This window comes from uncultured Aquimarina sp., from assembly GCF_947492405.1.
Lineage (GTDB): Bacteria > Bacteroidota > Bacteroidia > Flavobacteriales > Flavobacteriaceae > Aquimarina.
Genome location: NZ_CANLMP010000003.1, coordinates 549,182 through 573,886 on the forward strand (window position 1 = coordinate 549,182; position 24,705 = coordinate 573,886).

General features: G+C 32.3%; 28 protein-coding genes. 20 read left to right on the top strand and 8 right to left on the bottom strand.

Annotation, left to right across the window (positions count from 1 at the left end):
- The first annotated feature begins 45 nt into the window (after positions 1–45).
- A complete protein-coding gene (locus Q0829_RS13845; RefSeq protein WP_298543929.1) occupies positions 46–1,665 on the top strand; it encodes an NAD(P)/FAD-dependent oxidoreductase in 1,620 nt (539 codons plus the stop codon).
- Positions 1,666–1,669: 4 nt separating this feature from the next.
- On the opposite strand, the gene Q0829_RS13850 is transcribed toward Q0829_RS13845, so the two are convergent.
- Positions 1,670–1,894, bottom strand: a complete 225-nt coding sequence (locus Q0829_RS13850; RefSeq protein ID WP_298543932.1) for a hypothetical protein — start codon at positions 1,892–1,894, stop codon at positions 1,670–1,672.
- Positions 1,895–2,174: 280 nt separating this feature from the next.
- Here Q0829_RS13850 and Q0829_RS13855 point away from each other — a divergent pair, with 280 nt between their 5' ends.
- From Q0829_RS13855 to Q0829_RS13875, 5 genes are all read left to right on the top strand, one after another.
- Positions 2,175–2,666: a sigma-70 family RNA polymerase sigma factor gene (locus tag Q0829_RS13855; RefSeq protein ID WP_118464003.1), complete on the top strand. Its 492-nt coding sequence runs from the start codon at positions 2,175–2,177 to the stop codon at positions 2,664–2,666.
- Complete coding sequence (locus Q0829_RS13860) at positions 2,650–3,261, top strand: hypothetical protein (RefSeq protein ID WP_298543935.1); 612 nt, start codon at positions 2,650–2,652, stop codon at positions 3,259–3,261. The genes Q0829_RS13855 and Q0829_RS13860 overlap by 17 nt, the downstream gene beginning before the upstream one ends.
- Complete coding sequence (locus Q0829_RS13865) at positions 3,233–4,612, top strand: hypothetical protein (protein ID WP_298543937.1); 1,380 nt, start codon at positions 3,233–3,235, stop codon at positions 4,610–4,612. Before Q0829_RS13860 ends, Q0829_RS13865 begins: the two co-directional genes overlap by 29 nt.
- Before the next feature lie 266 nt (positions 4,613–4,878).
- Positions 4,879–5,178 carry a hypothetical protein gene (locus Q0829_RS13870; RefSeq protein WP_298543938.1) on the top strand — a complete coding sequence of 100 codons (300 nt, stop codon included), beginning with the start codon at positions 4,879–4,881 and terminating at the stop codon, positions 5,176–5,178.
- Between the two features lie 363 nt (positions 5,179–5,541).
- Entirely contained in the window at positions 5,542–6,180 is a 639-nt protein-coding gene (locus Q0829_RS13875; protein ID WP_298543941.1) for a hypothetical protein, read from the top strand.
- Positions 6,181–6,278: 98 nt separating this feature from the next.
- Here Q0829_RS13875 and Q0829_RS13880 read toward each other — a convergent pair whose 3' ends face one another.
- Complete coding sequence (locus Q0829_RS13880; RefSeq protein ID WP_298543944.1) at positions 6,279–6,629, bottom strand: DUF6249 domain-containing protein; 351 nt, start codon at positions 6,627–6,629, stop codon at positions 6,279–6,281.
- Between the two features lie 151 nt (positions 6,630–6,780).
- Between Q0829_RS13880 and Q0829_RS13885 the strand changes: the two genes are divergently transcribed.
- The 7 genes from Q0829_RS13885 to Q0829_RS13915 all read left to right on the top strand — a co-directional run bounded on the left by Q0829_RS13885 (position 6,781) and on the right by Q0829_RS13915 (position 12,140).
- Positions 6,781–7,368: an RNA polymerase sigma factor gene (locus Q0829_RS13885; protein ID WP_298543947.1), complete on the top strand. Its 588-nt coding sequence runs from the start codon at positions 6,781–6,783 to the stop codon at positions 7,366–7,368.
- Positions 7,352–7,738 carry a hypothetical protein gene (locus tag Q0829_RS13890; RefSeq protein WP_298543949.1) on the top strand — a complete coding sequence of 129 codons (387 nt, stop codon included), beginning with the start codon at positions 7,352–7,354 and terminating at the stop codon, positions 7,736–7,738. Before Q0829_RS13885 ends, Q0829_RS13890 begins: the two co-directional genes overlap by 17 nt.
- 90 nt (positions 7,739–7,828) lie before the next feature.
- Complete coding sequence (locus Q0829_RS13895) at positions 7,829–9,157, top strand: NAD(P)-binding domain-containing protein (protein WP_298543951.1); 1,329 nt, start codon at positions 7,829–7,831, stop codon at positions 9,155–9,157.
- Entirely contained in the window at positions 9,157–9,846 is a 690-nt protein-coding gene (locus Q0829_RS13900; RefSeq protein ID WP_298543955.1) for a peptidoglycan DD-metalloendopeptidase family protein, read from the top strand. Before Q0829_RS13895 ends, Q0829_RS13900 begins: the two co-directional genes overlap by 1 nt.
- A 356-nt stretch (positions 9,847–10,202) precedes the next feature.
- Complete coding sequence (locus Q0829_RS13905; protein ID WP_298543958.1) at positions 10,203–10,844, top strand: hypothetical protein; 642 nt, start codon at positions 10,203–10,205, stop codon at positions 10,842–10,844.
- A 352-nt stretch (positions 10,845–11,196) separates the two neighbouring features.
- A complete protein-coding gene (locus Q0829_RS13910) occupies positions 11,197–11,535 on the top strand; it encodes a PadR family transcriptional regulator (protein WP_298543961.1) in 339 nt (112 codons plus the stop codon).
- Entirely contained in the window at positions 11,532–12,140 is a 609-nt protein-coding gene (locus tag Q0829_RS13915) for a hypothetical protein (protein ID WP_298543963.1), read from the top strand. Before Q0829_RS13910 ends, Q0829_RS13915 begins: the two co-directional genes overlap by 4 nt.
- Before the next feature lie 79 nt (positions 12,141–12,219).
- Here Q0829_RS13915 and secA read toward each other — a convergent pair whose 3' ends face one another.
- The 5 genes from secA to Q0829_RS13940 form a co-directional block, all read right to left on the bottom strand.
- Entirely contained in the window at positions 12,220–15,576 is a 3,357-nt protein-coding gene (secA, locus tag Q0829_RS13920; protein ID WP_298543965.1) for a preprotein translocase subunit SecA, read from the bottom strand.
- 234 nt (positions 15,577–15,810) lie between these two features.
- Positions 15,811–16,032, bottom strand: coding sequence for a DUF2795 domain-containing protein (locus Q0829_RS13925; RefSeq protein ID WP_006989959.1), 222 nt, complete (start codon positions 16,030–16,032; stop codon positions 15,811–15,813).
- A 141-nt stretch (positions 16,033–16,173) separates the two neighbouring features.
- The gene (locus Q0829_RS13930; RefSeq protein WP_298543968.1) at positions 16,174–16,749 is read right to left on the bottom strand and encodes a cob(I)yrinic acid a,c-diamide adenosyltransferase; all 576 of its coding nucleotides are present in this window, start codon (positions 16,747–16,749) and stop codon (positions 16,174–16,176) included.
- A gap of 5 nt (positions 16,750–16,754) precedes the next feature.
- Positions 16,755–17,195, bottom strand: coding sequence for a GNAT family N-acetyltransferase (locus tag Q0829_RS13935; RefSeq protein ID WP_298543970.1), 441 nt, complete (start codon positions 17,193–17,195; stop codon positions 16,755–16,757).
- A gap of 25 nt (positions 17,196–17,220) precedes the next feature.
- Positions 17,221–17,403 (bottom strand): hypothetical protein, encoded by a 183-nt coding sequence (locus Q0829_RS13940; protein WP_298543972.1) that lies wholly within the window; start codon positions 17,401–17,403, stop codon positions 17,221–17,223.
- 165 nt (positions 17,404–17,568) lie between these two features.
- On the opposite strand from Q0829_RS13940, the gene recR reads away from it, so the two are divergent.
- The 6 genes from recR (at position 17,569) to Q0829_RS13970 (ending at position 23,272) form a co-directional block, all read left to right on the top strand.
- Entirely contained in the window at positions 17,569–18,189 is a 621-nt protein-coding gene (recR, locus tag Q0829_RS13945) for a recombination mediator RecR (protein WP_298543974.1), read from the top strand.
- Between the two features lie 45 nt (positions 18,190–18,234).
- Positions 18,235–19,344 carry a glycosyltransferase family 2 protein gene (locus tag Q0829_RS13950; RefSeq protein WP_366893339.1) on the top strand — a complete coding sequence of 370 codons (1,110 nt, stop codon included), beginning with the start codon at positions 18,235–18,237 and terminating at the stop codon, positions 19,342–19,344.
- Between the two features lie 90 nt (positions 19,345–19,434).
- A complete protein-coding gene (locus Q0829_RS13955; protein WP_298543977.1) occupies positions 19,435–20,778 on the top strand; it encodes a dihydrolipoamide acetyltransferase family protein in 1,344 nt (447 codons plus the stop codon).
- A gap of 187 nt (positions 20,779–20,965) precedes the next feature.
- A complete protein-coding gene (locus Q0829_RS13960; protein ID WP_298543980.1) occupies positions 20,966–21,730 on the top strand; it encodes an SH3 domain-containing protein in 765 nt (254 codons plus the stop codon).
- A gap of 222 nt (positions 21,731–21,952) precedes the next feature.
- Positions 21,953–22,324 carry a nuclear transport factor 2 family protein gene (locus Q0829_RS13965; protein WP_298543983.1) on the top strand — a complete coding sequence of 124 codons (372 nt, stop codon included), beginning with the start codon at positions 21,953–21,955 and terminating at the stop codon, positions 22,322–22,324.
- A gap of 165 nt (positions 22,325–22,489) precedes the next feature.
- Complete coding sequence (locus Q0829_RS13970) at positions 22,490–23,272, top strand: SH3 domain-containing protein (protein WP_298543986.1); 783 nt, start codon at positions 22,490–22,492, stop codon at positions 23,270–23,272.
- Positions 23,273–23,423: 151 nt separating this feature from the next.
- Here the strand turns inward: Q0829_RS13970 and Q0829_RS13975 are convergent, their stop codons facing one another.
- Complete coding sequence (locus tag Q0829_RS13975; protein WP_298543988.1) at positions 23,424–24,233, bottom strand: DUF1330 domain-containing protein; 810 nt, start codon at positions 24,231–24,233, stop codon at positions 23,424–23,426.
- 87 nt (positions 24,234–24,320) lie between these two features.
- Between Q0829_RS13975 and Q0829_RS13980 the strand changes: the two genes are divergently transcribed.
- The gene (locus Q0829_RS13980; protein WP_298543990.1) at positions 24,321–24,680 is read left to right on the top strand and encodes a helix-turn-helix domain-containing protein; all 360 of its coding nucleotides are present in this window, start codon (positions 24,321–24,323) and stop codon (positions 24,678–24,680) included.
- Positions 24,681–24,705 lie beyond the last annotated feature (25 nt).

The following is a 24,705-nucleotide window of genomic DNA, read 5'->3' on the forward strand; positions in this document are numbered from 1 at the left end:
AAGATAATTTATTTTGCCTATGAAAGTACATATAATTGCTTACTTTTGAGCTCTTACTCCTGGTTTATGGTCGAAAAATCCTATAAAAAATTTACTTCAGATATTATATTTACGGATGATACTTACGTGATCATTGGTTCAGGAGTTGGAGGTCTGTGTACCGCTGTTTTTCTAGCCAAAGCAGGAAAAAAAGTTGTAGTGTTAGAACAGCACTATACGCCTGGTGGATTTACGCATACTTTCAAAAGACGTAAAGGCTTGGTTTGGGATGTAGGAGTCCATTATGTGGGGAATATGAAAGAGAATTCGGGATTAAGAAGAATTTTTAATTATTTGTCAGATAATAAATTAGAATGGGATCCAATGGGGGATCCTTACGATGTAGCATATATCGAAGGTCGTAAGTTTGAATTCGTTGGTGGTAAAGAAAATTTTAGGAAGAAGTTTTACGAATATTTTCCAAATGATAAAGTGGCAATTGATAAATATCTAAAGTTGTTACAAAAGTCAACTAAAAAAAACCTTTTGTATTTTATGCAAAAGGCTTTTCCAAGTTTGTTAAGTATACTACTAGGACCATTATTCAGAAGGATACAAAAACCAATTGCTAGTAAAACAACTTATGAGGTTCTTAGTCGTATAACAGATAATCAGGAGTTGATAGCGGTATTATGTGCTCAATGTGGGAACTATGGATTATCTCCTAAAGAAAGTAGTTTTGCCTCACATTGTATTGTGATCAATCATTTTATGGAAGGAGGCTATTACCCAAGAGGAGGTGCTAATCGTATCCATGAAACTATTGTTGATAATTTAGAATCACTAGGAGTTCAGGTATTTATTAAGGCAAAAGTAGAAAAAATCATTACTAAGGGTAGATCTGTAAAAGGGTTATTAATTAACGGTAATGAGTATGCTTGCAAAAGAGTTATAAGTAATGCAGGAGCTCAGAATACGTTTCAAAAATTACTTGACCCATCTGTTAATAAGAAAAAACATGTTGATTTTAAGAAAATTAACCCTTCTACCTGTCACCTTTGTCTGTATATTGGGCTTAATAAAAGCGATCAAGAGTTAAAACTACCAAAATATAATATCTGGTGGTATACCGATAAGGATACAGATAGTATTCTTAATGATAAAGAGAATTTGTCAAATGATAAATTAACATTTGCTTATATATCATTCCCATCCGCTAAAGATAGTCTTTGGTCATCTGAACATCCGAATCAGGCAACCATACAACTGATAGGTAGAGCTTGGTATGAGGATTTTAGTGAATATGAAGATGAGCCTTGGTTAAATAGAGGAGAAGCATATGAAAAGATCAAAGAAAGGTTTAAAACTAAAGGATTGTCATTATTAAAAGAATTATATCCACATATAGACGAACATATTATTCACACCGAAGTTTCTACTCCGGTTTCCACTCGAAAATTTAGTAATTATAGTCAAGGAGAAATTTACGGTGTTACTCATGCTCCCGAACGCTATCGAACCAGAGTCTTACGTCCTAGAACGCATGTAAAAGGATTATACCTTACCGGTCAGGATATTACACTAGTAGGAGTAGGAGGTGCTATGGGTAGTGGGATATTAACAGCTACTACTATAATAAAATGGAATATGAGTAAGCAATTTAAGGAAATAGCCGCAAAATACTAGTTCGTTATATTCGATTAATTACTCTATTAAAATTCATTACAGTTACTGCACAAGCATTTCTTTGAGTTACCAATGCATCTAATATAGATTTAGGTAATTGTTTTGTTTCTAGAAAAGTATCGATACGATTGATGATATCTTTAGAGCAGTCTACATTGTTTTTTATAAGGTTAATCACCTTCTCTAACTCCCTTGGATTCTGATCGTCATTTTTATATGGTTGGTACATTTTTATTAAGGTGTTGATTAATTGCTTATTAGTATCTATTAACGAAAATTACTTACTCAATAAGGCGTTAATTTTTTATTAATATTTTGATATTCAGTAGTTTCAGTTATTTTGAATATTTTTATCTTTAATTTTGCAACAAGTAAGTATTGAAAGTCGTCTTTAGAAGAGAATAGTAATTAGAACAGTTTTAAAGAAGTAATCACTAACCAAAATTCGGATAAGTTTGTTACAGAGCGAGCTAATAGAACAATGTAGGGCTAATGATCGTAAAGCGCAGATGAAGCTTTATAATAAGTACTGTGATGGTATGTATTATGTTGCATTACGATTTCTTAAAGATCCCTTTGAGGCAGAAGAGGCTATGCAAGAGTCTTTCATAAAAGCCTTTATGAAACTCCATCAATTTACAGGCGATGTTACTTTTGGTGCATGGCTTAAACGGATCGTGATTAATAAGAGTATTGATATGCTCAAAGCAAAAAAAATGAATATGGTTGCTATTAATGAACAAGTCATGGGTACAGTAGAGGAAATGGATGATTGGTCCGTGTCCGATTCGACTACTGTGGATGAGGTAAAAAGTGCAATAGAAAGATTACCAGAAAAATATAAATATGCCGTAATGCTATTTTTAATAGAAGGGTACGATCATAAAGAAATTAGCGAGATATTAGATATTACACCGGTTGCTTCCAGAACTTTAGTACATAGAGGAAAGAAACAGCTTCAGGATCAATTAAAACATTTGAGAGATGGGACAGGATATTAGAGAGTTGCTGAAACAGGATAACAAGATTCCTTCAGAACGATTGGCAGAAGGTCACCAGAACCGGTTTATGGCTAGGTTAGAAGAAGAACTTCCTAAAAAAGCAAGAAAGTTTAATTACGGTTGGTTAAGAATAGCCGCGAGTGTAGTTGTAATACTATCCGTTTCCATGTTAGCTTTTAATGAGTTTGGGAATAATGGTATAGATGGAACTCAGGTTGTTGATGTCGATGCACAAGAATCAAAGAATGCTACTGTTGTGTTAACTAAGCAGACTTCGTCATTGGCTGAGATGTTTCCGGAGTATGAAGAAGCAGAGAACTATTTATTGACAGGGATAAAATTTCAATTATCTCAGATCAATGTAGATGATTCTAACAGAGATTTGGTAGAAAGCTTTATGAAACGATTAGAGAACCTAAATAAAGAATATTTAGATCTTAATAAAGAATTGATAGAAGTGGGGCCTAATGTACAGAGTGCTGAAGCGATGATAGAAAATTTAACGCTTAGACTCTCCCTTTTAAAAAGACTAAAAGACAAACTAAAAGAATTAGAAAAAATTGAAAATGAAAATTACATTGATATACAAGCTTAATATTATTACACTTAGTCTAGTATGTTTTTCTGGAGTACTTGCACAGAATAGACAAGATAAATTGAGTGAGAAGTTTGTAGTAAATAAGGATGTTACAGTTCATCTTAATACCAGTCATACAGAAGTTGTTTTCGAAACTTGGAATAAAAATTCCGTGGAAATAGAAGCATATATCGAAGGTGATGATATTACAGAAGACAATAAAGAACGTTTCTTGCAAAACTGGCGAATAGAAGCATTGGGTAATAGTCGCGAAATTACCATAAATTCTATTACTGGTAACTTTTGGTCAGGAAATGTATCCGCCTCTAATACAAAGAACGCTGATTTACCAGAATTCAGAAGGTTGGAGCCTGTTATTTCGGATATGTTAAGACCTATTCTAAAGAATATGAAAAACAACCCAATGCCAAGTGCATTGTCTGAAAACTTGGCAAGTATGAATTTTGATACGAATAAGTTTAAGGAAAATGAGGAAAAATATATCCAGCAGTGGGGAGACCAGATTAAGGAAAAGTTTGGCGATAATTATGAAAGTGTTGTAAAAAATTGGACAAAAGAATTAAATAAAAATACTTCGCAAATCCAATCGAATGGATCAATTACTTCTCAGGATTGGGCAGGAGAAGAATTTGCTCGAAGAATGCAAGCTTGGGCTTCTCAATTTTCAGGAGATTTAGAAATAACTCAAACAAATGGATCTAATGTTACGGTATATAGATATAGTTCTAGAATGAATAATTCCGGAGCCATAAATAGGATTGTAAAGGTTAGATTACCAAAAGAGGCGTTGCTTAAACTGAATATTAGACATGGTAATGTCAAATTAGCAGAAAAAACAATCAATATGATTGCCTCTTTGTCTCATACTAGTCTGGAAGCTAATGTAATAGATGGAGATCGTACATTTATAAGAACTTCATATTCTCCTGTACTTATTAAACAATGGAATAATGGTAGATTGGCTGTTAATTATGTGAAAAATTGCAGAATTCAGAATGCTAAGAATCTTAGAATAAATGCAGACTCTAGTAATATTTTTATTCAGGAATTAGAAGAGAATGCAGCAATCTCTGGAAGTTTTGGAGCAATTACAGTTGCAAATCTTTCGGAATCATTTTCTACGCTGGATTTAGCAATAGAGAATAGTGATTTTAAGTTAAACCTTCCTGAGGCTGCTTTTAATATAGCTTATAGCGGTGTACAAAGTAGGATCTCTATACCTAAAACTATGGAGGCAAATGCAAGAAGAAATTTTGGGAATGTATTTGTAAATGGGTTTAACAAAACTCGAGATACTGATAAAGTAATTACAATAAACGCTAAGTATAGCGATATCATACTACAATAATTTTTTATAATAATGTGTTAATTATTGAAAAGCTCTGCTAATCAGTTTAGTAGGGCTTTTTTTATTGGCCAATTTTACCTGTATAAATGTTTTTTCTTGTAAATATAGGATTACACTTTTAAATTTTCGTAATATCTATTTGTGCATTTCGTCGGATATAGAAAAACTTAAGCTAAAAATCTTTAAGACTCTTTTTATCACTCTCTTTTTGTGGTAAATTTAAAGTGGGAAAATACAAATCATATCAATCTAATTTTAAGTAGCTTATGAAAAAATTATTACTAATTTTTTCTTTAATGTGTGCTACAGTTTTGTTTGGAAATAATGGGAATGACGAAAGCCTCATCGTTAGCCGTAATGGAAACATTATTACTGTAGTGGATTTTAAAGATGGGGACAAAGTCAAATTATTCGAGTTAAGAACAGGTAAGATTATTACCTACAAAACTAAACGAGGAATCTTCGATCTAAGCCAGCTTCCAGCTGGGAAATATCTTTTAATTGATAAAAATGGACGAAAAGTAATTGTCGAGAAACGAATCGATCCAGAGTTTTTTGTTAAATGATTATAGACTAGAAAACACATATTTGTGTAAGTAAATTACCACTAAACTGTTAATTTTATTCACATATTACACTAGGTATTAATGTTTTTTTAAGAAAACTATAATTGTAAGAAAAACGTTTTTTGGTTTGTTTGTCTAACATATTGTGCGTTTAATCTATGTTTTAATAATTTTTAAAAAAATAAAGATTTGATAATCAGTAGTTTAGGTGTTTAAAACTGTAGAAATTAACTTTTTTGTGTCATTGGTCGAAAATCAAAAACGTTTGATCTAAAAGTTAGTTATTTTTTTCGGGAAACGATAATTTAACAATATTATTGTATGGTAATCACGTAATAATATTACAACTAAAAATTCCAGACAATGAGAACTTTAGCATTTATTTTCAGCTTACTTTTCTTCACAAACCTTAATGCAAGGATTGAGGATAATAATTTGGAAATTGCTAGAGAAGGATTAGTTGTTGTTGTGGTAGATTTTAAAGAAGGTGATAAAATTAAGTTATTTGAAGTAGAAACAGGTGATCATATCCTGTCCAAAACAAGAGGTCAAATCGATCTTAGTCAGTTACCATCTGGTAAATACTTATTGGAAAACAATGAAGGTAAATCTGTAGTGATTGAGAAAACTGATTTAGATATTTTTATAGAAGAAGAATTAGGAACAGATTACATAGTTGAAGTTGATAGTGATTCAATGCCGATTAACGATAAGAGTGTAGAAGAAGAATTAGAAGAGTATTATTTAACTTCAGAAGTTAATCCTTTATCAATAACAAGAGAAGGAGATCTTATTACAGTAGTTGATTTTGAAGAAGGGGATAAAATTAAATTATTTGAAGTTGTAGATAAGGTTCATATTTTATCTAAGACAACAAAATTAGTAGATCTTACACAATTACCTACTGGTAAGTATATATTAGAAAACGATAGAGGACAAGCCGTTATGATAGAGAAGTTTGATGTAGAGCTTCAATACGAAGATACGGTAGCATATAATTAGAAGATTAAATTTATTTTATTAATCATAGAATAAGTAGAATTTGGGGGAAAGACCTATCAGAAATGATAGGTCTTTATAGTTTTATAATATTGGATAGCTTATTTGTCTAAACTATTGGTCATTTTAAAACCAGTAAATAATCCTGCACCAGCCATTAAAAAGATGGTTCCTGGATATGCTACTTCACCATCTACTCCTAACGTATAGCGTAGTATTCCAGCTATAAAAATGCCTAAACCAATACCCATTAATAGTAATGAGAAGTTAAGAATAAAAACTTTCCAAATAGGCGTCACCCTTTTCTCTTTACTACTATAAAATATGGATGCATCGGCTCCCTTATCAATAAGAGCCATACGCTCTTTGTTTCTGGCAGTAACAAATAAATAAAAAACACCAAAAATGCATCCAAATATTGATAATGGTATTAGTACTTCGATAAAACTCATAATTTTTAGATTTAAAAAATTTAACTGTTCGTTTTTTTACTATGACGCCATAGATAAGAACTCGGTTACAAAAAATCTTGAAAAAAAATATTTTGTATCTTTTTTGTAATTGGATGTAACCATAGGTAAAAATGTATCGTCTAATGTGTAAATGAACCATCAGTCAGATCGATACTATATTAAACAGGTACTAGAAGGAGAGGTAAATGCTTTTTCTAACTTGGTAGAGCGTTACCAAAGCTTAGTGTACACGATAGTGTTTAGAATGATCAGAAATAAGGAAGAAGCTGAAGAGATAGCACAAGATACCTTTATAAAGGCTTACAAATCTTTATCTGAGTATAGAGGAGAAGCTAAATTCTCTACCTGGCTATACACTATTGCCTATCGCAAAAGCTTGGATGTAATAAAGAAAAATAAACGTTTTGTAGCTACAGAACTCATAGAAGAAATAAGTGAAGGAGAAGTAGGTACGGTTAATGATGCATTAAGTTATTTGCAAGATATAGAAAGAAAACAAGTTATATTAGATAGTATACTTAAGCTTCCGGAAGAAGAGTCAGCAATTATAACGCTGTATTATTTTGAAGAGAAAAGCGTAAAAGAAATCAAAGAAATTGTTGGTTTGACAGAAGATAATATAAAAATAAAGCTATACCGTAGTAGAAAAAAACTATATTCGATACTTAAGTATCATATTTCACCAGAAATTAATGCTAATAATGGAAGAGCAATATAAAGATATTAAGAGATTAGTAAAAGAAGTGGGGACAGAACATCCGTCAGTGGATTTTTTGCAAAATGTGATGAGTGAAATCAAGATCGCTTCAGTAAATAAATCTATTACCTACCAACCATTAATATCCAAAAAAACTTGGTTAGTGATGGGAATATTAATTATTGGCTTATTAATTTCTCTACCATTCTTTTCTGAAGAAACATCGATTTTGGATAAGGTGGATTTTTCATTTTTAAATGGATTTAAGAGCCCATTTGCTGGTTTTAAACTTCATAGTGCCACAACGTACGGGATCATATTCCTTGCAGTTTTATTTATGGTGCAAATTACTGTACTTAAAAGAAGGATAGATAAGATGTACTCCATGTAAATTGAATCGTTTTTCTATCGAAAATCATAAAATACTTTTTAAACTTCAATACATTCTTTATTTTACATACTTCATTTGGTAGCATACAGTATGAAAAGAAGAATATGTATTATTGGAGCAGGGCCTAGTGGCATTACTGCGCTTAAAAACCTAAAAGATAAAAACTTAGAGGTTGTCGTGTATGACCGCAATAAAGAAGTCGGTGGTAACTGGATTTTCTCAGAAGATATTAGCCATTCCAGTGTATTCGAAACCACTCATATCATTAGTTCTAAAACCTTATCTCAATATGAAGATTTTACGTTTGATGATTTCGATACTACAGTAGCAGATTATCCGTCTCATGACGAGTTAAGAAGATATTTTCAGGCGTATGCCAGACACTTTGGACTCTATCCATATATAGAATTTGAAACTACAGTAAAACATTGTGAACGAATTAGTAGTGAAGAATGGAGTATTGCAATTTTACAAAATGGAAAAGAAAGAACGGAATCATTTACAGATGTAGTAGTTTGTAATGGTCATCATTCTGTTCCTAGAATACCTCGATATCCAGGTCAATTCTCTGGAGAATTTATGCATTCTCATACTTATAAAAAAGCAGCGCCGTTTTCGGATAAAAGAGTATTGGTAATTGGTGGAGGTAATTCTGCCTGTGACGTCGCCGTAGAAACCAGTAGAGTAAGTAAGAAAACTGCAATTAGTTGGAGAAGAGGATATAGAATTATTCCTAAATTCTTTTTTGGGCTGCCTTCAGATATTGTAGGAGCTAGATCTTCCTGGCTTCCGGTAAAAATCCGAAGCTGGTTTAATGATAGGTTGCTAAATATTATGTTAGGCAAGAATAAGTTATATGGTCTGCAGGAAGTGAAAACAAAGTTTGGAGAAACGCATCCAACTATAAATGATGAGCTTTTATATAAAGTACGACATGGAAAAGTACATCCAAAAGTAGATATAGAAAAACTGAATGATAAAACAGTATACTTTAAAGACGGAACAAAAGAAGATTTTGATGTGATTATTGCATGCACAGGTTATGTACTGAAGCATTCATTCTTTGATACATCCTTAATTGACTATAGTAAAGGTCAGGTTCCATTATATCTTAAAATGTTTCACGAAGAATATCATAATTTATTTTTTATTGGAATGTTTCAGCCTTTGGGATGCATTTGGCCTGGATCAGAATTACAAAGTAAAGTATTAGCTAATTACTTAACTAATGCGTGGAAAATGCCAATAAATATTAATAAACTATGTGAGCGAGAAGTAACGCATCCTCATTATAAACAAATTGATACGCCCAGACATACAATAACTGTGGATTATCATAAGTTTAGAAAAGCACTATTAAAACAATTACCTAAAAATTGGATTTCTAAAGAACCAAAAAAGATTTCAAAAAGCGCCTAATGAACAATATGTCATTCCCTCAATTTATCCAAAGTCTATCTCAAAGTTTCATTCCTGTTATTGATTCAGGATTTTCTAAAGAACACTATAGTTTTATAGATTTATCGATAAGTAATAAAAAATTAGAAGTCGTAGATGTATCTTCTTCAAAAGCCTTTGAAGAGTATATAAATGAATATTTAATGCTAAATAAAGCAAAGGTAGCTTATGGAGGTTATAATGAAATACGAGGTATATATAATAGAAGTAAACATTTTAATCAACAAAACCCAGAAACCGAACGTAATATTCATATAGGATTAGATGTTTGGTGTGATGCAGAAACTTCAGTACTTGTTCCCTTAGCCGGAACCATTCACAGTTTTCAGAATAATAAGAATTTTGGAGATTATGGTCCGACGATTATTATGAAACACATAATTCAGGATGTTAGTTTTTATACCTTATATGGACACTTAACCGAAAAGTCTATTGAGAATATAGAAATAGGTCAGTGTTTTGAAACTGGGGATGTTTTGGCTACACTTGGGGATGCATTGGTAAATGGCGATTATGCACCACATTTGCACTTTCAGATTATAAAAGATTTACAGGGAAATATGGGGGATTATCCAGGAGTATCTAATAAAATGGATTTAGCGTATTATTTAGAAAACTGCCCAGATCCGAATTTACTATTGAAGATTTGATATAATTATTGCAATTAGCTTATAAATATTTTTGAATTAATCATAAGTATACAAGAAATTTCATCCTTTTTTGTCTGATGAATGTAGTTTCAATTTTAATTAAAAAGGTGCTTCTGAACGGGGAATGTGTGTTTTTTGACGATGAAAACTATTGTTTCATCTTAATTTTTGTTTACTTACAATTTTTAATATACTGAAAATCAATAATTTAAATTTTATTTAACATATTTTTGGTAGTTTAACGAAAATACGGACTATTTCATCTAAAAGTCTGATTGTTAGTTGGTAGCATAAGTTTTTAACAGTATACTTGTATGGTAAAACCGTAATACTTTAACTTCTAAGCCCCCAAAATTATGAAAGTTATAACCTTAATATTCAGTCTGTTTTTATCTATTTCAATTTCTGCTAATACAAATAATGCACTAGCAGTTTATCAAGACGGCTTAACTGTAGAAGTGGTTGATTTTGAAGAAGGAGATAAATTGAAATTGTTTGAACTAGAAACTGGAGATCATATATTATCAAAATCTTATTCACGTATAGATCTAAGTCAATTACCAATTGGTTCTTACTTATTAGAGAACAATCAAGGTCAGTCTATAGTGATAGATCGTCAGGAAGAAAAACTAATGATTGAAGGAGCTGTCATTTTACAGGAAGAAGAGTTTGTTGTTGAAGAAGGAGATAACATTGCTTTGGACGAAAATGTAGATGTGATTACTGAAGAGGTAACTGTTGAAGATTATATAAGTCCTAAAGAAAATCAATTAACTATCCAGAGAGAAGGTAGTCTTGTTGTGGTATTAAATTTTGAAGAAGGAGATAAATTAAAGTTATTCGAAGTTAAGGATACGATTCACGTTTTATCAAAAACAACAAATGTTATAGATCTTAGTCAATTACCTGTGGGTGTATACCTTCTTGAAAATAGTAAAGGTGATTCTGTAATTATAGAAAAGTTTACTGAAGCTCAAAACAGTGTTACGGATTTATAATAGATTAAGAAATAAAGGGGAAACGAAAAGGCGGGTTCATTTTGAACCCGCTTTTTTGTTTAATAAAATGTAGAATATTTTTATTCATAATCTCTTTCAAAACGTATTTATTGTCTTCTCTACTCTAATTACCTTCTTGGATTAACAAAATAGTTCAGAGACCTTCAAAAAAGAATCCATTCGTTGTGGTTTTATAGTGACATACTATAATAGTTGTGATTTCAATCATCTTATTGTTCTTATTTCAATAACTAAAAATTAGTGATGTAATAATCAATAGCAATATTTTTCATAAGATTAAAAAATAATACATAGAATTATGATGTATTGTATTTTTATGTATATTTGAACTATGTATTCAAAAGAGCTACTCAAAGGAACCTTATCTGTTATTATTCTTAATCTATTATCAGAAAAAGGTAGAATGTACGGTTATGAAATTTTTCAGCAAGTAAAAGAACGATCTGATGGTAAAATATTATTAAAGGATGGTTCTTTATACCCTGCGTTACAAAAAATGAAAAAAGATGGTTTGTTGATTTGTGAAGAAGAATATATTGGAAAAAGAGTTAGAAAATATTATCTATTGACATCAAAAGGAGAAGAGAAGAAAGTGTCTTATATAGAAGAGCTTAAAGATTTTATGATAACTCTTAATAATGTTGTTTTTCCAAAGCTTGATGCTATATGAAACTAAGTATTGAACAAGAAGAAAAGATTAAAGATTTTGTTGATAAGCAAGGTCTAAGAATACAAGCTCTAAAAGATGATATTTTAGATCACTTATGTTGTGTAGTAGAAAGTGAGCTGAAAGCTGGTAAAACATTCGATCAATCATTACAGGATGCTATATTAGAATTAGCACCCAATGGACTGATTGATCTAGAACGTAAAACATTTTTTTTATTAAACTCAAAACGAATTATTATGATGAAAAAACTAATGTATTTTATTGGATTTGTTGGGGCGTTAACCTTAACTACAGGAATCACTTTTAAGATATTGTGGTATCCCGGAGCTAATAAGCTTTTTATAACTGGTTTTCTGTTGCTATTATTGGTTTTTGTACCAATGCTCGCTTTTGATAAATATAAAGTTGCAATTGCGAAAACGCTTTCTGAACGATTAAAAATTATATTAGGTTGTGTGTCTGGTGTTATCGTAGGACTGTCTGGATTATTTAAGCTTATGCATTGGATGGGAGCAGAAGTTTTGTTGTTAGCGGGAGCTTTTGTTTTTGCTATTGGATATTTACCATTTTTATTCTTCACAATGTATAAGCGAGCACTTGCCTAGAGGGATAATATAAAAGTAAACTAAAAAACCTGAAGCATCGCTTCAGGTTTTTTTAGTTTCTATAGATATTTTTCGAAACCTACTCACTCACAAGTACCCATTCTCCTTTTTCAATTAAAGGAATGGCTTGTTTGTATTTAACGGTTTTGTTTTCTCCACTCATAACGTGTTTGATAGTAACTTTGTCATTACGACCAATTTTAGGTTGTTCGCGAACAATAGTCTCGGTTACTTGTTGTCGTTGTTGTGTTTGCCCTGCAGCTCTGTTTTGTGCAGCACGTTCATCCATATTAGGGATTTCTTCTTTAGAAGTTTCTAGATTTTCTTTTCTACGTACTTGGCGTGCTTCAGAAATATCCTGAGTATTACCAGTTGGTAATTCTCCTTTGAATAAGAAAGAAATAACATCCTTGTTTACTTCTTCGATCATTGATTTGAACAATTCAAAAGCTTCGAATTTATAAATTAATAAAGGATCTTTCTGCTCATGAACGGCTAATTGTACACTCTGTTTTAGCTCATCCATTTTACGAAGGTGAGTTTTCCAGGCATCATCAATGATAGCTAAAGTAATATTCTTTTCGAAATCCGTAATTAACTGTTTTCCTTCACTTTCGTATGCTTTCTCCAGATTTGTAGCAACGTTTAGACTTTTTACACCATCTGTAAAAGGAACTAAAATACGCTCATACTTACTAGCAGGATCTTCATACACTTGTTTGATTACGGGGTATGCAGCTTCAGCATTACGCTTCATCTTGTCCTGATAATGCTCATAGGCAGCTTTATAGACTTCTCCAGCAATTTTCTGAGCATCCATTTTTTCGAACTCTTCTACCGTAATAGGACTACTCATGGAGAAGTAACGAATTAATTCAAACTCAAAGTTTTTAAAATCCTGTGCATTTTTATTTCCTTCAGTAATCACCTCTGCAGTATCATAGATCATATTGGCAAGATCCACACGAAGACGCTCACCATATAGGGCGTGATATCTACGCTTGTATACTACTTCACGCTGTGCATTCATTACATCGTCATACTCCAGTAATCGTTTACGAACACCAAAGTTGTTTTCTTCTACTTTTTTCTGAGCTCTTTCTATAGATTTAGAAATCATAGAATGTTGGATCACTTCACCTTCTTTTAGTCCCATTCTATCCATCATCTTAGCGATACGCTCTGACCCGAATAAACGCATCAAGTTATCTTCTAGAGATACATAGAAATTAGAACTACCTGGATCTCCCTGACGACCAGCACGACCACGTAATTGTCTATCTACACGTCTAGAATCATGACGTTCTGTACCTATGATTGCTAAACCACCAGCAGCTTTTACTTCGTCACTTAATTTAATATCTGTTCCACGACCAGCCATGTTCGTTGCAATTGTTACAACTCCTGGATTACCAGCTTCGGCAACAATATCGGCTTCTTTTTTATGAAGCTTCGCATTCAGTACGTTATGAGGAACTTTACGAATAGTAAGCATTCTACCTAGTAGCTCTGAAATTTCTACAGAAGTAGTACCAATTAGTACAGGTCTTCCTGCACGAGATAATTCAGTTACTTCTTCGATAACTGCATTGTATTTTTCGCGCTTGGTTTTGTAAACCAAATCTTCTTTATCTTTTCTGGCAATAGGTCTGTTTGTCGGAATTTCTACCACATCCAATTTGTAGATTTCCCAAAGTTCTCCGGCCTCGGTAACAGCTGTACCAGTCATACCAGATAGTTTGCCATACATACGGAAGTAATTCTGTAGTGTTACTGTAGCAAATGTCTGGGTAGCATCTTCAATCTTTACATTTTCTTTTGCTTCAATCGCCTGATGAAGTCCATCGCTATAACGACGACCATCCATAATACGTCCGGTTTGTTCATCAACGATTTTTACTTTGTTATCCATTACTACATATTCTACATCTTTTTCGAATAATGAATATGCTTTTAGTAATTGTCTTAACGTATGGATACGCTCACTCTTTACGCTGTATTCTCTAAATAGATCTTCTTTCTTTTCAGCTTCATCTGTTTTGGATAACCCAAGATCTTCGATTTTAGCAATTTCCATCCCAATTTGAGGTAGTACAAAGAAATCAGGGTTTTCTTTACCAGAAAGATAATCAACACCTTTATCTGTTAGATCGATTTGATTGTTCTTTTCTTCGATCACGTAATATAGGTCTGCATCAATCTTATGCATCTCACGGTTATTATCCTGCATGTAGAAATTCTCCGTCTTCTGAAGTAACATTTTTACTCCTTCTTCACTTAAGAATTTAATTAACGCTTTGTTTTTAGGAATACCTCTATATACCTGCAGTAATTTGAAACCACCTTCTTTAGTGTCTCCTTCTTTGATCAGCTTTTTTGCTTCTGCAAGAACTGTTGTTAAATATTTTTGCTGTACTCCAACGATATCAGCGATTTTTGGTTTTAACTCATCAAATTCATGAATATCTCCTTTTGGAATTGGTCCAGAAATAATTAACGGGGTTCTCGCATCATCAATTAATACAGAATCTACCTCATCTATGATGGCGTAGTTATGTGGTCGTTGTACCAGATCTTCTGGGGCATGAGACATATTATCTCTCAGGTAATCAAAGCCAAATTCGTTATTAGTCCCGTAAGTAATATCAGCATTATATGCTGCTCTACGTTCTGCGGAGTTTGGTCTATGATTGTCAATACAATCTACTGTTAATCCATGAAATTGGAAAATTGGTGCCATCCATTCGCTATCACGACGTGCCAGATAATCATTTACTGTAACTAAGTGAACACCATTACCAGATAATGCATTGAGGTAAACAGGAAGCGTTGCTACTAATGTTTTACCTTCTCCTGTTTGCATCTCTGCTACTTTTCCTTCGTGCAGGGCGATACCACCAATTAGCTGTACATCATAATGTACCATATCCCATTTTACTTCTTTTCCTGCAGCATCCCAGCTTGTAGACCAAATAGCTTGATCTCCGTCTAGAGTGATATGCTCTCTGTCGCCAGAAAGTTCGCGATCATAAGCGGTAGCTTCTACAGTAATTGTATCATTTTCGGCAAATCTTTTAGCAGTTTCTTTTATTACTGCAAAAGCTTGAGGTAAGATTTCATTTAATGCTTTCTCAGTGGCTTCATATGCATCTTTCTTTAATTTATCGATTTCTGCATAGATATCTTCTTTTCTATCGATATCTTCTGTTGCATCTGCTTCTTCAGTAAGTGTATCAATTTTAGCATTGATATCAGCACGAGCTTCATTGATAATGTTTTTAAACTCTAATGTTTTGGCACGTAGTTCATTATCAGAAAGTGCTGCGATAGCTTGTTCTTGCTTTTTGATCAATTCAACCTTTGGTTGGATTTCTTTTATATCTTTTTTGGATTTATCTCCAACAAATACTTTTAATACCGAATCTAAAACTCCCATGGTTTATGGTTATGTGTTTTTTTATGAGACTTTAATTTTGAAAATGAGATTAACTTATTGATCCTGCGAAGGTTTTTTAAGTTAAACTCCAATTCTTGGAATATAGTGTAATCTCAACGCCTCAAGGGCAATATTATACAATACTTTACAGGCTATATACTAGCTTAAAAAGTGGCGTAATTTACGCAAAAAAAAAGCCTCTTGCGAGACTTTTAATACTATTTAAATATTTTTTTAATATTCATCCTCATTCCAAAGATAATCTTCGTCAGTAGGATAATCGGGCCATATCTCTTCTATAGAATCATACGAATCTCCTTCATCTTCAATAGATTGTAGGTTTTCCACAACCTCTAGCGGTGCTCCCGTACGAATTGCATAGTCAATTAACTCATCTTTGGTTGCTGGCCAAGGTGCATCACTTAAATAAGATGCTAATTCTAAAGTCCAATACATATGCTTACTGGTTTAATTTTTTTTGCAAAAATAATTTTTTAGTTTAAAAAGTCAAGTAAAAAATTAATTATTTAAACAATAATTATAAGAACGTGATTTTTCGGGTATTACCCTTAACTTATTTTTAGGCTTTCAAAAAGGCTAAGAATTTTTCTTAGGAATCCATTGTATTTCATCTGCCTGCAAATCGTTGGACAACTTTCGTGCCAGTACAAATAGATAGTCAGATAGTCGGTTTAAGTACTGTAAAGTAGTCTCTTCAAAAGGCTCTAATTCATATAACGCTGTGGCTAAACGCTCGGCTCTTCTACATACACAGCGTGCAATGTGACAGAATGACACTGTTTGGTGCCCTCCAGGCAATACAAAGTGTGTCATGGGAGGTAACAACTCATTCATTCGATCCATTTCGGTTTCTAAAAGTACTATGTCTTCTGCAGAGATAGTTGGGATATTCAGTCGTTTTTGTCCACTCTTTAGTATAGCTTTCTCTGGATCAGTAGCTAGTACTGCTCCAACAGTAAATAATTTATCCTGGATATTAATTAATACGTTTTTGCTTAACTCATCTATTCGTTGATCTCTAATCAATCCAATATATGAGTTTAATTCATCTACAGTGCCGTAGCTATCAATGCGGATGTGGTGTTTCGGAACTCTGGTACCTCCAAATAATGCTGTAGTACCTTTATCTCCTGTTTTTGTATATATTTTCATAGTCGCTAATTATTTTTTACTAATAAAAGTACTTTTTTATTGTATGTTTTACGACACCATTCGTATTTAGAAAAGATTTCGGTTGGAACTTTTTTAGAAAGCTCCTTAACCTCTTTAAAATCGAATTTTTCGTAGAAATTTTTAAGATGCCCAAAAGGTAAACACCAAATATTTTTATTAGTCTTATTTTGATGTATTAAGTTAAGAACAATTGCGTTAGCAATACCTTTTTTTCTATACTCTTCTGATACGTACATACCTCCTAACTCAAGATTATCGCTGTCAATAGGCACTAATCTTCCTAGTCCACATGGATAGCCATTAAATTCTGCAACGGCTATATATTCTTTATTAAAATCAGAAACTGTGAAACTTAATTTTTGATAAGTGTCATTAATCCAGTCAATTTCTTCAAATTTAGCTTTCCTTATATGTATCGGATTCATAGTTTTTAGAGAAAGATCACTTTTCTTAACCTTTCGTTTCTTCTCTTTTTTCTGATTTTTTAAAATAATTCTTTCTAAAATCTCTCTTATCCCTATTATACAATTTTTTTTTGTTTCGTCCAGAATTCCAACGTACAACAAAAAATAATAACGCTATTCCTATAACGACTAATACTAATTGGGTTTCTTCAGAAAGTGTATCGAACATGATTTCTTCTTTTGTGGTAAAAGTAGTAAAATAGTATGGGATTTTGTTAGTTTTGAGTCTGTGGGTTAATGAGTTGGTGAGAGAATAGATGATTCGTTATATACTTCTATACTCCATTACTCAAATATTCAAATACTCACGACTATTTATTACATTTGTACCGCTATGGAATTTTCTTCAAAATTATTAGAAAACGCAGTATATGAGATGTCGCAGTTACCAGGTATTGGTAAACGAACAGCATTACGATTAGTATTACATCTGCTAAGACAGCCAGAAACACAGACGCAACATTTAGTAAAAGCATTAGGTACACTGAGAGAAGAGGTAAAGTTTTGTAAAAAGTGCCACAGCATTAGTGATGTAGAAGTTTGTGATATCTGTAGTAATCCCAATAGAATTCATGATATAATTTGTGTAGTAGAAGATATTAGAGATGTCATGGCGATTGAGAGTACAAGTCAATATCGAGGGTTGTATCATGTTTTAGGAGGGAAAATAAGTCCAATGGATGGTATTGGACCTCATAATCTTAAAATAGATACCTTAATTGAAAAAGCAAAATCCGGTGAAATAAAAGAATTAATCTTTGCATTAAGTGCCACTATGGAAGGTGATACTACTAATTTTTATATTTATAAACAACTAGAAGGTATAGAGATAAAAATAGCAACGATTGCAAGAGGAATTGGTGTAAATGACGAATTAGAATATGCTGATGAGGTAACTTTAGGAAGAAGTATCATCAATAGAATTCCGTTTGAAAATGCCTTGAAGAACTCGTAATATGTATCACTTTTAAAACCTGATCTTCTGAAACTATCCGTCGTCATCCTCAATTATAATGTACGTTATTTTTTAGAGCTATGTATCCTTAGTGTTCAAAAAGCTATAACTACCTTGGACGCAGAAATTATCGTAATTGATAATAACTCACCCGATGATAGTTGCGCAATGGTCAGAGAACGTTTTCCTGATAGCATATTAATTGAAAACAAAGAAAATATTGGTTTCTCTAAGGCTAATAATCAAGGAGTTGCTGTAGCTAAAGGAGAATATATATGTATTCTGAATCCTGATACTGTAGTCGCAGAAGATACTTTTATTAATATACTTGAAATTTTTAAAGATTTACCAAGTATTGGTATGGCTGGGCCAAAATTAATAAGTGGGGTAGGTGTTTTTCATCCAGAAAGCAAAAGAAATATTCCATCGCCTTTAACATCATTCGGAAGACTTTTTAAAATAAGATTAGGTAAGGTCAAAAATTATTATTCAGACCATATTCCTATTGATGGTATCGGTAATGTTGATATTCTCGTAGGAGCTTTTATATTGGTCAAAAAAGAAAATTATAAATCTGTTGGAGGTTTTGACGAAGATTATTTTATGTATGGAGAAGATATTGATCTATCCTATAAAATAAAAAAGAAAGGACTGGAAAACTATTATATAGGCACAATACCCGTGATCCATTATAAAGGCGAAAGTACTGATCGAAATGCGGAGTACATCAAACGCTTTTATGGAGCGATGCGATTGTTTTATCAAAAACATTTTAGAAGCAATTGGTTTTTAGATTTTGTTGTATCGGTTGGAATACGACTAACCTCTGTAATGCAATCGTTCAAAAATAATCATAAAGAAAAACGAGTGATAGATCGATATTATCTGGTTTCAGAAAACAATAAATTAAAACAGAAGCTTACCAATGTTTTACAAAAAGAAGTACAATTTATTTCCTTAGAATCTGCGGATAATTTGGGATATACTAATAACGAACTTATATTTGATAATGAGTTGATGAGCTTTAGTGAGATTATCAGTTCCATGCAGCGGCTAAAGAAGTCCAATATGACTTTTAAGATCAGACCTATAGGATGTAATTTTATATTAGGAAGTGATTTTAGTGATGGAAAAGGTGAAGTGATTACTTTTTAAAGAAACTTTAATAAAGAAAAATTAATTTAAGATCTTAACTTTTATTAATTTCGCAAAAAATATAACTAATAAATACCTTTGATTAAGAATATGGCAAAATTTGAGCTTAAACTTCCGAAGATGGGTGAGAGTGTTGCAGAGGCAACAATAACAACTTGGTTAAAAGAAGTTGGAGAAACTATCGAGATGGACGATGCAGTATTAGAAATTGCTACGGACAAGGTAGATAGTGAAGTTCCTTGTGAAGTAGAAGGTGTATTGGTTGAAAAACTTTTTGAAGTTGATGATGTTGTAAAAGTTGGTCAAACGATCGCTATTATCGAAACAGAAGGAGAAGGTACTGTAGAAGCAGCTCCACAGGAATCCAAAGAAGAAGTAGCTTCAGCTCCTGAAGCAGCAGCAGTAATCGAAAACGATATGGCTGCAATAAAAGAAACCGCGACTCCTAAAGCAGATTTTTCAGAGAGTTCTAAGTTTTATTCTCCATTAGTAAAAAATATCGCTGCAGCAGAAGGAATTTCTGTAGCAGAACTAGAAAATATATCCGGAACAGGAAAAGATGGTAGAGTTACCAAAAATGATATCCTACAATTTGTAGAAGACCGCAAAGCGGGTAAAACTACGGTAACTCCTGTTGCACCAGCTGTGACAGAACAAAAAACGGCTCCTAAAACAGCTATTAAGAAAACAGAAGCTCCAAAAGCTGCGCCCGTAGTTGCATCGGGAGAAGATGAGATTATAGAAATGACCAGGATGGGTAAACTTATTGCACATCATATGGTAGAATCTGTACAAACTTCTGCGCACGTACAATCGTTTATCGAAGCTGATGTGACCAATATCTGGAATTGGAGAAAGAAGGTAAAAGGAGATTTCATGAAGAGAGAAGGAGAGAACCTAACCTTTACTCCTATATTTATGGAAGCTGTGGCAAAAGCCATCAGAGATTTTCCGATGATCAATATTTCTGTTTCTGGTGATACTGTGATCAAAAAGAAAAATATCAATTTAGGTATGGCAGCGGCCTTAGCTGATGGTAATTTAATTGTTCCGGTAATTAAAAATGCAGATCAGTTAAATCTGGTTGGGATGACCAAAGCAGTAAATGATTTGGCAAACCGTGCTCGTACTAATGCATTAAAACCTGATGATATCCAAGGGGGAACATATACGGTGACCAATGTGGGAACATTTGGTAGTATTATGGGGACACCAATTATCAACCAGCCGCAAGTAGCGATTTTAGCATTAGGAGCGATCCGTAAAGTGCCAGCAGTTATAGAAACACCAGATGGAGATTTTATAGGTATCCGTTATAAAATGTTCTTATCTCACTCTTATGACCATAGAGTTGTAAACGGAGCATTAGGTGGACAATTTGTACAACGTGTAAAGGATTACCTGGAAGCTTTTGATGTAAATAGAGAGTTTTAAAATTCGCATTGAACCGCGTAATACTAAGCTGTCACAATGAGCTTGTCGAAGTGTAATACGGAATAGTAATAGATTAAACCACGACTAATAAAGTCGTGGTTTTTTATTTCACTGAAAACCGTGTAATCTATTTACAAGATATTATTCATATTTACTTATTAAATCAAATTTTTTAATAGGAGTAAAAATGAAACAAGTTGTATTGATTGTCTTAATTCTTTCTTGTTCTAGTATATCATACAGTCAAAACCAATTGTTTATTGAAGGTAAGAATATTTGGGTTCGGGAAACTCCAGTAGATGGGAAAGTGCTTATGAAATTAAATACAGGAGATACGTGTTTGGTTTTAGGCAAGTCAAATGAACAGGTGATAAAAGGAAATAAGGATTTTTGGTATCAAATCGAACATAATGGAGAAATAGGTTGGGTTTTTGGTTCTCAAACTTCAATCCGACAAAAGGCAGCAATAAATAATTTTGAGCCATTTTTGAAATATTTCCTTACTACTTCTTTTTTTGGAAAACGTATTAATAGTCTTATCAAAGTTAAATCGCATCATATAAATCCGTTTGTAAAAAAAGAAATAGGTGTATATCGATTTTTTAATCCAGGCTCTGCATGTGTATTGGCAAGTTTTGAATCTTATATACCCGTACATCCGAAAATAGATTTTCTTTCTATTTACAAAAATGAGTCTCCTAAAAATGGTTTTTGTGATGAAAGTAAAGACCCAGATGGAGTATACTATTCAGAAATAGATAAATTGCCTACCTATGCTGATATTGAAAAAGGAGGTTCTGAACGGATTAATATCCCTGCGAAGTATCGAAATGGCTCGAAAATTAAAGTAGATATTTTAAAAGATGAATGGATTGTTAAAACAATGTACTTTATAATAGCTGATCATAAATGGTGGTTGGTTCTAATTGATGATTGTGATTGTTCTGCTTGATGCCTAATCATTCCTCTTGGTATTAATATGTTTTATGAATCCTTAATCTTTGATAATTAAAGTCAAATGAAGGGTAAGGTTTGGCTTTATATAAGCAATAGCGGTTTGAGTGCTTACTCAAACCGTTTTTGATTTTAAATAATTATATTGGTATCCGAAAAGTAATTGTGCGTAAATCCGCTACTGCTCATATACAAACTGCTATGTATAATAAGAAAAATAATGAATCCAGAAGAATTTGTTAAATCATATGAAAAAGCTTTAGGAACTCAGGATTGGAACGTAGTTGAGCCTTTAGTTTCCGAAAATGTAAGTGTTACCTTTTCTAATGGAACGATTCACATTGGGAAAGAAAATGTTCGAAAAGCATTTGAGAAAAATTTTTCTTTAATTAAGAATGAGAAATATGCTGTCGAAAATATTAAATGGTTAGTAAAAGATAAAAAATATGCTGTCTATTTATTCGAATTTAATTGGACTGGAATTATAGGTGGAAAATCTGAATCTGGAAATGGAATTGGAACATCTGTTTTAATAAAAGAAAATACTAGATGGAAATTATTAACTGAACATTTGGGAAGAAAATCAGATTGAATTTGAATAGAAAACCAGGTAACAAAGACGTGTATAGCTCGTCGCGACTGAATTCCTTAAAATGAATTTCCTGTAATTTGCTATCTTCAGGATATCACGGAAAAGTCTGTTGAACATTTTCCGAAACGAGCCAAATTTCAAAACTAGATATTTAAAAAAACTTGTATGAGTAATAAAAAACACTTCTTTTTATTTTTTTTATTTTCGATAATAGGATTTGCCAATTCTCAAACTGATAACTCTATTTTTTATGTAAGTGCAAAAAGCGGATTAACTATAAGGGAAAAACCAAACTTAGATTCGCAAAAAATAGGAGTTATAACGTATAAATCTGCCGTTAAAGTTTTGAAGGTTCTAGATAATAATATGATATATATTTATGATAATAAACTTAAAATTAAGGCGAATTGGGTTCGAATTGAGAATCCTAATGATCCAAATATTGAGTCCTATGTTTTTGGGGGGTACTTAAAGCAAAAAGAATATTTTGAAAAACCCATATTTGATTTGTCAAATTGGGAATTATATGAAAACGAAGAACTGGGTTTAAGTTTAAAACAACCTAAAGATTGGATGAACTTTACTGTTAAAAATATAGGTTACAAAAATTGGAAGGAAAATTTTATTCTTATAACTCACGAAGACAATGAAGATCCTACACAAATAATTATAAGTAAATATAAAACACCAATCAAAAAGATTTTAAAAGATAAAGGTTTTACTGGTGGTTTTGAAAAAATACAAGAAATCTATATAAATAAAAAACTTATAATCAAACGTACTTTATATTTTGATCATGGCTGTTCGTTAATACAGTATTTTCATGAAATAAGTAATTCTATGACCGGAATAGTTGAGATATCAGGTGTATGTATATCTCACCAAAAAGATTATGATGAAACTAAAATAAAAGTTGCAGAAAGCGTTAATTTTCTAAATAACTTATAATAGATTAATAAAATTGAAACCTATTTTAAAAAAATAAAACAACATACTACACTGTATAACAAAACATAGTTGCCTTTGAGCCAGTAATGATTGTTATGTTGAACATTATAACTCTCAAACTGACTCAATAAATATTTAATGGAGATACTAACTATTGTAAAATTACCTTACCATGTATCATCTCGATACGCTGAATAGCTTTATCAAATAAAGGTTTCGCCTTTGCTTTAAATTCTGGATTATTAACCATTTCATCAAAATCAGATAAATTGTCCCACTCAACAATTCCTACCATTTGTGGATTAAGTACAGTTTTAGATTTAGGTGCATTCGAGATTGGACTTAAATTAGCCTTAAAAACAGGCTCAGGTTTTCCATAAGTCTTCTTAATAGGAGCAGAAACCTTAAAATATTCCCCTAACGATTTCTGCCCATTTGGTTTTAGCCAGGCAAGAAAAAACTCGTATGATTTATCCGCCATAAACGTAATTGAAGTATCTTCTTTAACCGTTACAAACGACTGCCCAAAATCTTTAAAAGCAGAATTACGCAGAGGAAACAGTTCTTTCAAACGTGAATCAGCAATGGTCTTTTCGTAAACTTGGATACTGGGCCATTCAAATAAAACAAGCATTGTTGGTTTTTCAAGAATTCCACCATCTTTTAAATCTGTAACATTGAAAGATGCAATGTTCTTTCCTCCATATTCTGAAATAATTGGACCTGCCTTCGGGAAATATTGCTTAAAAAGAACTTCTTGTTTGTTTTTAATAATATTAGCATAAGCAATCTCATAAACTTTATCCTTTTTTAAAACTACATTCAAGGATTTTGGAATATTCAAATTTTCACCTTCAGACTTGACAGAAGTTACCTGGCTAATCTCTTTTTGTTTTTGTGCACCACAGGAATTTACATTCAGGGATATGGCAGTCAAAACTACAAATAATGTGATTTTCATAAACTGTTTTTTTAAAGTTACAAGACAAATTTATTTACTTTATATTTACAATAATAAAAGTTATATACATACAAAAAAGTTCGTACTATGAGAAAGGAAACTTCAACCAATTTTGAAAATCAACAAATCCTTGAAATGTCTTGTGGACTTACTTATGCAGTTGAACTATTGAGTGGTAGGTGGAAGGTTAATATCCTATGGAATTTAGAAAAAGGAATTAACAGATATGGGCGAATGAAAAAGAACATTTCTGGGATTTCTGAAAAGATGTTAACTCAGCGTTTGAGAGATATGGAAAATGATGGGCTTATAATTCGGAAGGATTTCAAAACAATACCACCGCACGTAGAATATTACTTATCGAATGCAGGTAAGCAGTTAGTACCTGTTTTACACCAATTGTGCATGTGGGGAACCAATGTTCGCGAAATTACCAGGAAAAATTAACATTAAAAAGAGATACAACATTGGC

Excerpts from the sequence above, each read along its gene's own strand:
- Q0829_RS13850 (WP_298543932.1), bottom strand. The coding sequence starts at position 1,894 with ATGTACCAACCATATAAAAATGACGATCAGAATCCAAGGGAGTTAGAG.
- Q0829_RS13855 (WP_118464003.1), top strand. The coding sequence starts at position 2,175 with ATGAAGCTTTATAATAAGTACTGTGATGGTATGTATTATGTTGCATTA.
- Q0829_RS13860 (WP_298543935.1), top strand. The coding sequence starts at position 2,650 with ATGGGACAGGATATTAGAGAGTTGCTGAAACAGGATAACAAGATTCCT.
- Q0829_RS13865 (WP_298543937.1), top strand. The coding sequence starts at position 3,233 with ATGAAAATTACATTGATATACAAGCTTAATATTATTACACTTAGTCTA.
- Q0829_RS13870 (WP_298543938.1), top strand. The coding sequence starts at position 4,879 with ATGAAAAAATTATTACTAATTTTTTCTTTAATGTGTGCTACAGTTTTG.
- Q0829_RS13875 (WP_298543941.1), top strand. The coding sequence starts at position 5,542 with ATGAGAACTTTAGCATTTATTTTCAGCTTACTTTTCTTCACAAACCTT.
- Q0829_RS13880 (WP_298543944.1), bottom strand. The coding sequence starts at position 6,629 with ATGAGTTTTATCGAAGTACTAATACCATTATCAATATTTGGATGCATT.
- Q0829_RS13885 (WP_298543947.1), top strand. The coding sequence starts at position 6,781 with ATGAACCATCAGTCAGATCGATACTATATTAAACAGGTACTAGAAGGA.
- Q0829_RS13890 (WP_298543949.1), top strand. The coding sequence starts at position 7,352 with ATGGAAGAGCAATATAAAGATATTAAGAGATTAGTAAAAGAAGTGGGG.
- Q0829_RS13895 (WP_298543951.1), top strand. The coding sequence starts at position 7,829 with ATGAAAAGAAGAATATGTATTATTGGAGCAGGGCCTAGTGGCATTACT.
- Q0829_RS13900 (WP_298543955.1), top strand. The coding sequence starts at position 9,157 with ATGAACAATATGTCATTCCCTCAATTTATCCAAAGTCTATCTCAAAGT.
- Q0829_RS13905 (WP_298543958.1), top strand. The coding sequence starts at position 10,203 with ATGAAAGTTATAACCTTAATATTCAGTCTGTTTTTATCTATTTCAATT.
- Q0829_RS13910 (WP_298543961.1), top strand. The coding sequence starts at position 11,197 with ATGTATTCAAAAGAGCTACTCAAAGGAACCTTATCTGTTATTATTCTT.
- Q0829_RS13915 (WP_298543963.1), top strand. The coding sequence starts at position 11,532 with ATGAAACTAAGTATTGAACAAGAAGAAAAGATTAAAGATTTTGTTGAT.
- secA (WP_298543965.1), bottom strand. The coding sequence starts at position 15,576 with ATGGGAGTTTTAGATTCGGTATTAAAAGTATTTGTTGGAGATAAATCC.
- Q0829_RS13925 (WP_006989959.1), bottom strand. The coding sequence starts at position 16,032 with ATGTATTGGACTTTAGAATTAGCATCTTATTTAAGTGATGCACCTTGG.
- Q0829_RS13930 (WP_298543968.1), bottom strand. The coding sequence starts at position 16,749 with ATGAAAATATATACAAAAACAGGAGATAAAGGTACTACAGCATTATTT.
- Q0829_RS13935 (WP_298543970.1), bottom strand. The coding sequence starts at position 17,195 with ATGAATCCGATACATATAAGGAAAGCTAAATTTGAAGAAATTGACTGG.
- Q0829_RS13940 (WP_298543972.1), bottom strand. The coding sequence starts at position 17,403 with ATGTTCGATACACTTTCTGAAGAAACCCAATTAGTATTAGTCGTTATA.
- recR (WP_298543974.1), top strand. The coding sequence starts at position 17,569 with ATGGAATTTTCTTCAAAATTATTAGAAAACGCAGTATATGAGATGTCG.
- Q0829_RS13955 (WP_298543977.1), top strand. The coding sequence starts at position 19,435 with ATGGCAAAATTTGAGCTTAAACTTCCGAAGATGGGTGAGAGTGTTGCA.
- Q0829_RS13960 (WP_298543980.1), top strand. The coding sequence starts at position 20,966 with ATGAAACAAGTTGTATTGATTGTCTTAATTCTTTCTTGTTCTAGTATA.
- Q0829_RS13965 (WP_298543983.1), top strand. The coding sequence starts at position 21,953 with ATGAATCCAGAAGAATTTGTTAAATCATATGAAAAAGCTTTAGGAACT.
- Q0829_RS13970 (WP_298543986.1), top strand. The coding sequence starts at position 22,490 with ATGAGTAATAAAAAACACTTCTTTTTATTTTTTTTATTTTCGATAATA.
- Q0829_RS13975 (WP_298543988.1), bottom strand. The coding sequence starts at position 24,233 with ATGAAAATCACATTATTTGTAGTTTTGACTGCCATATCCCTGAATGTA.
- Q0829_RS13980 (WP_298543990.1), top strand. The coding sequence starts at position 24,321 with ATGAGAAAGGAAACTTCAACCAATTTTGAAAATCAACAAATCCTTGAA.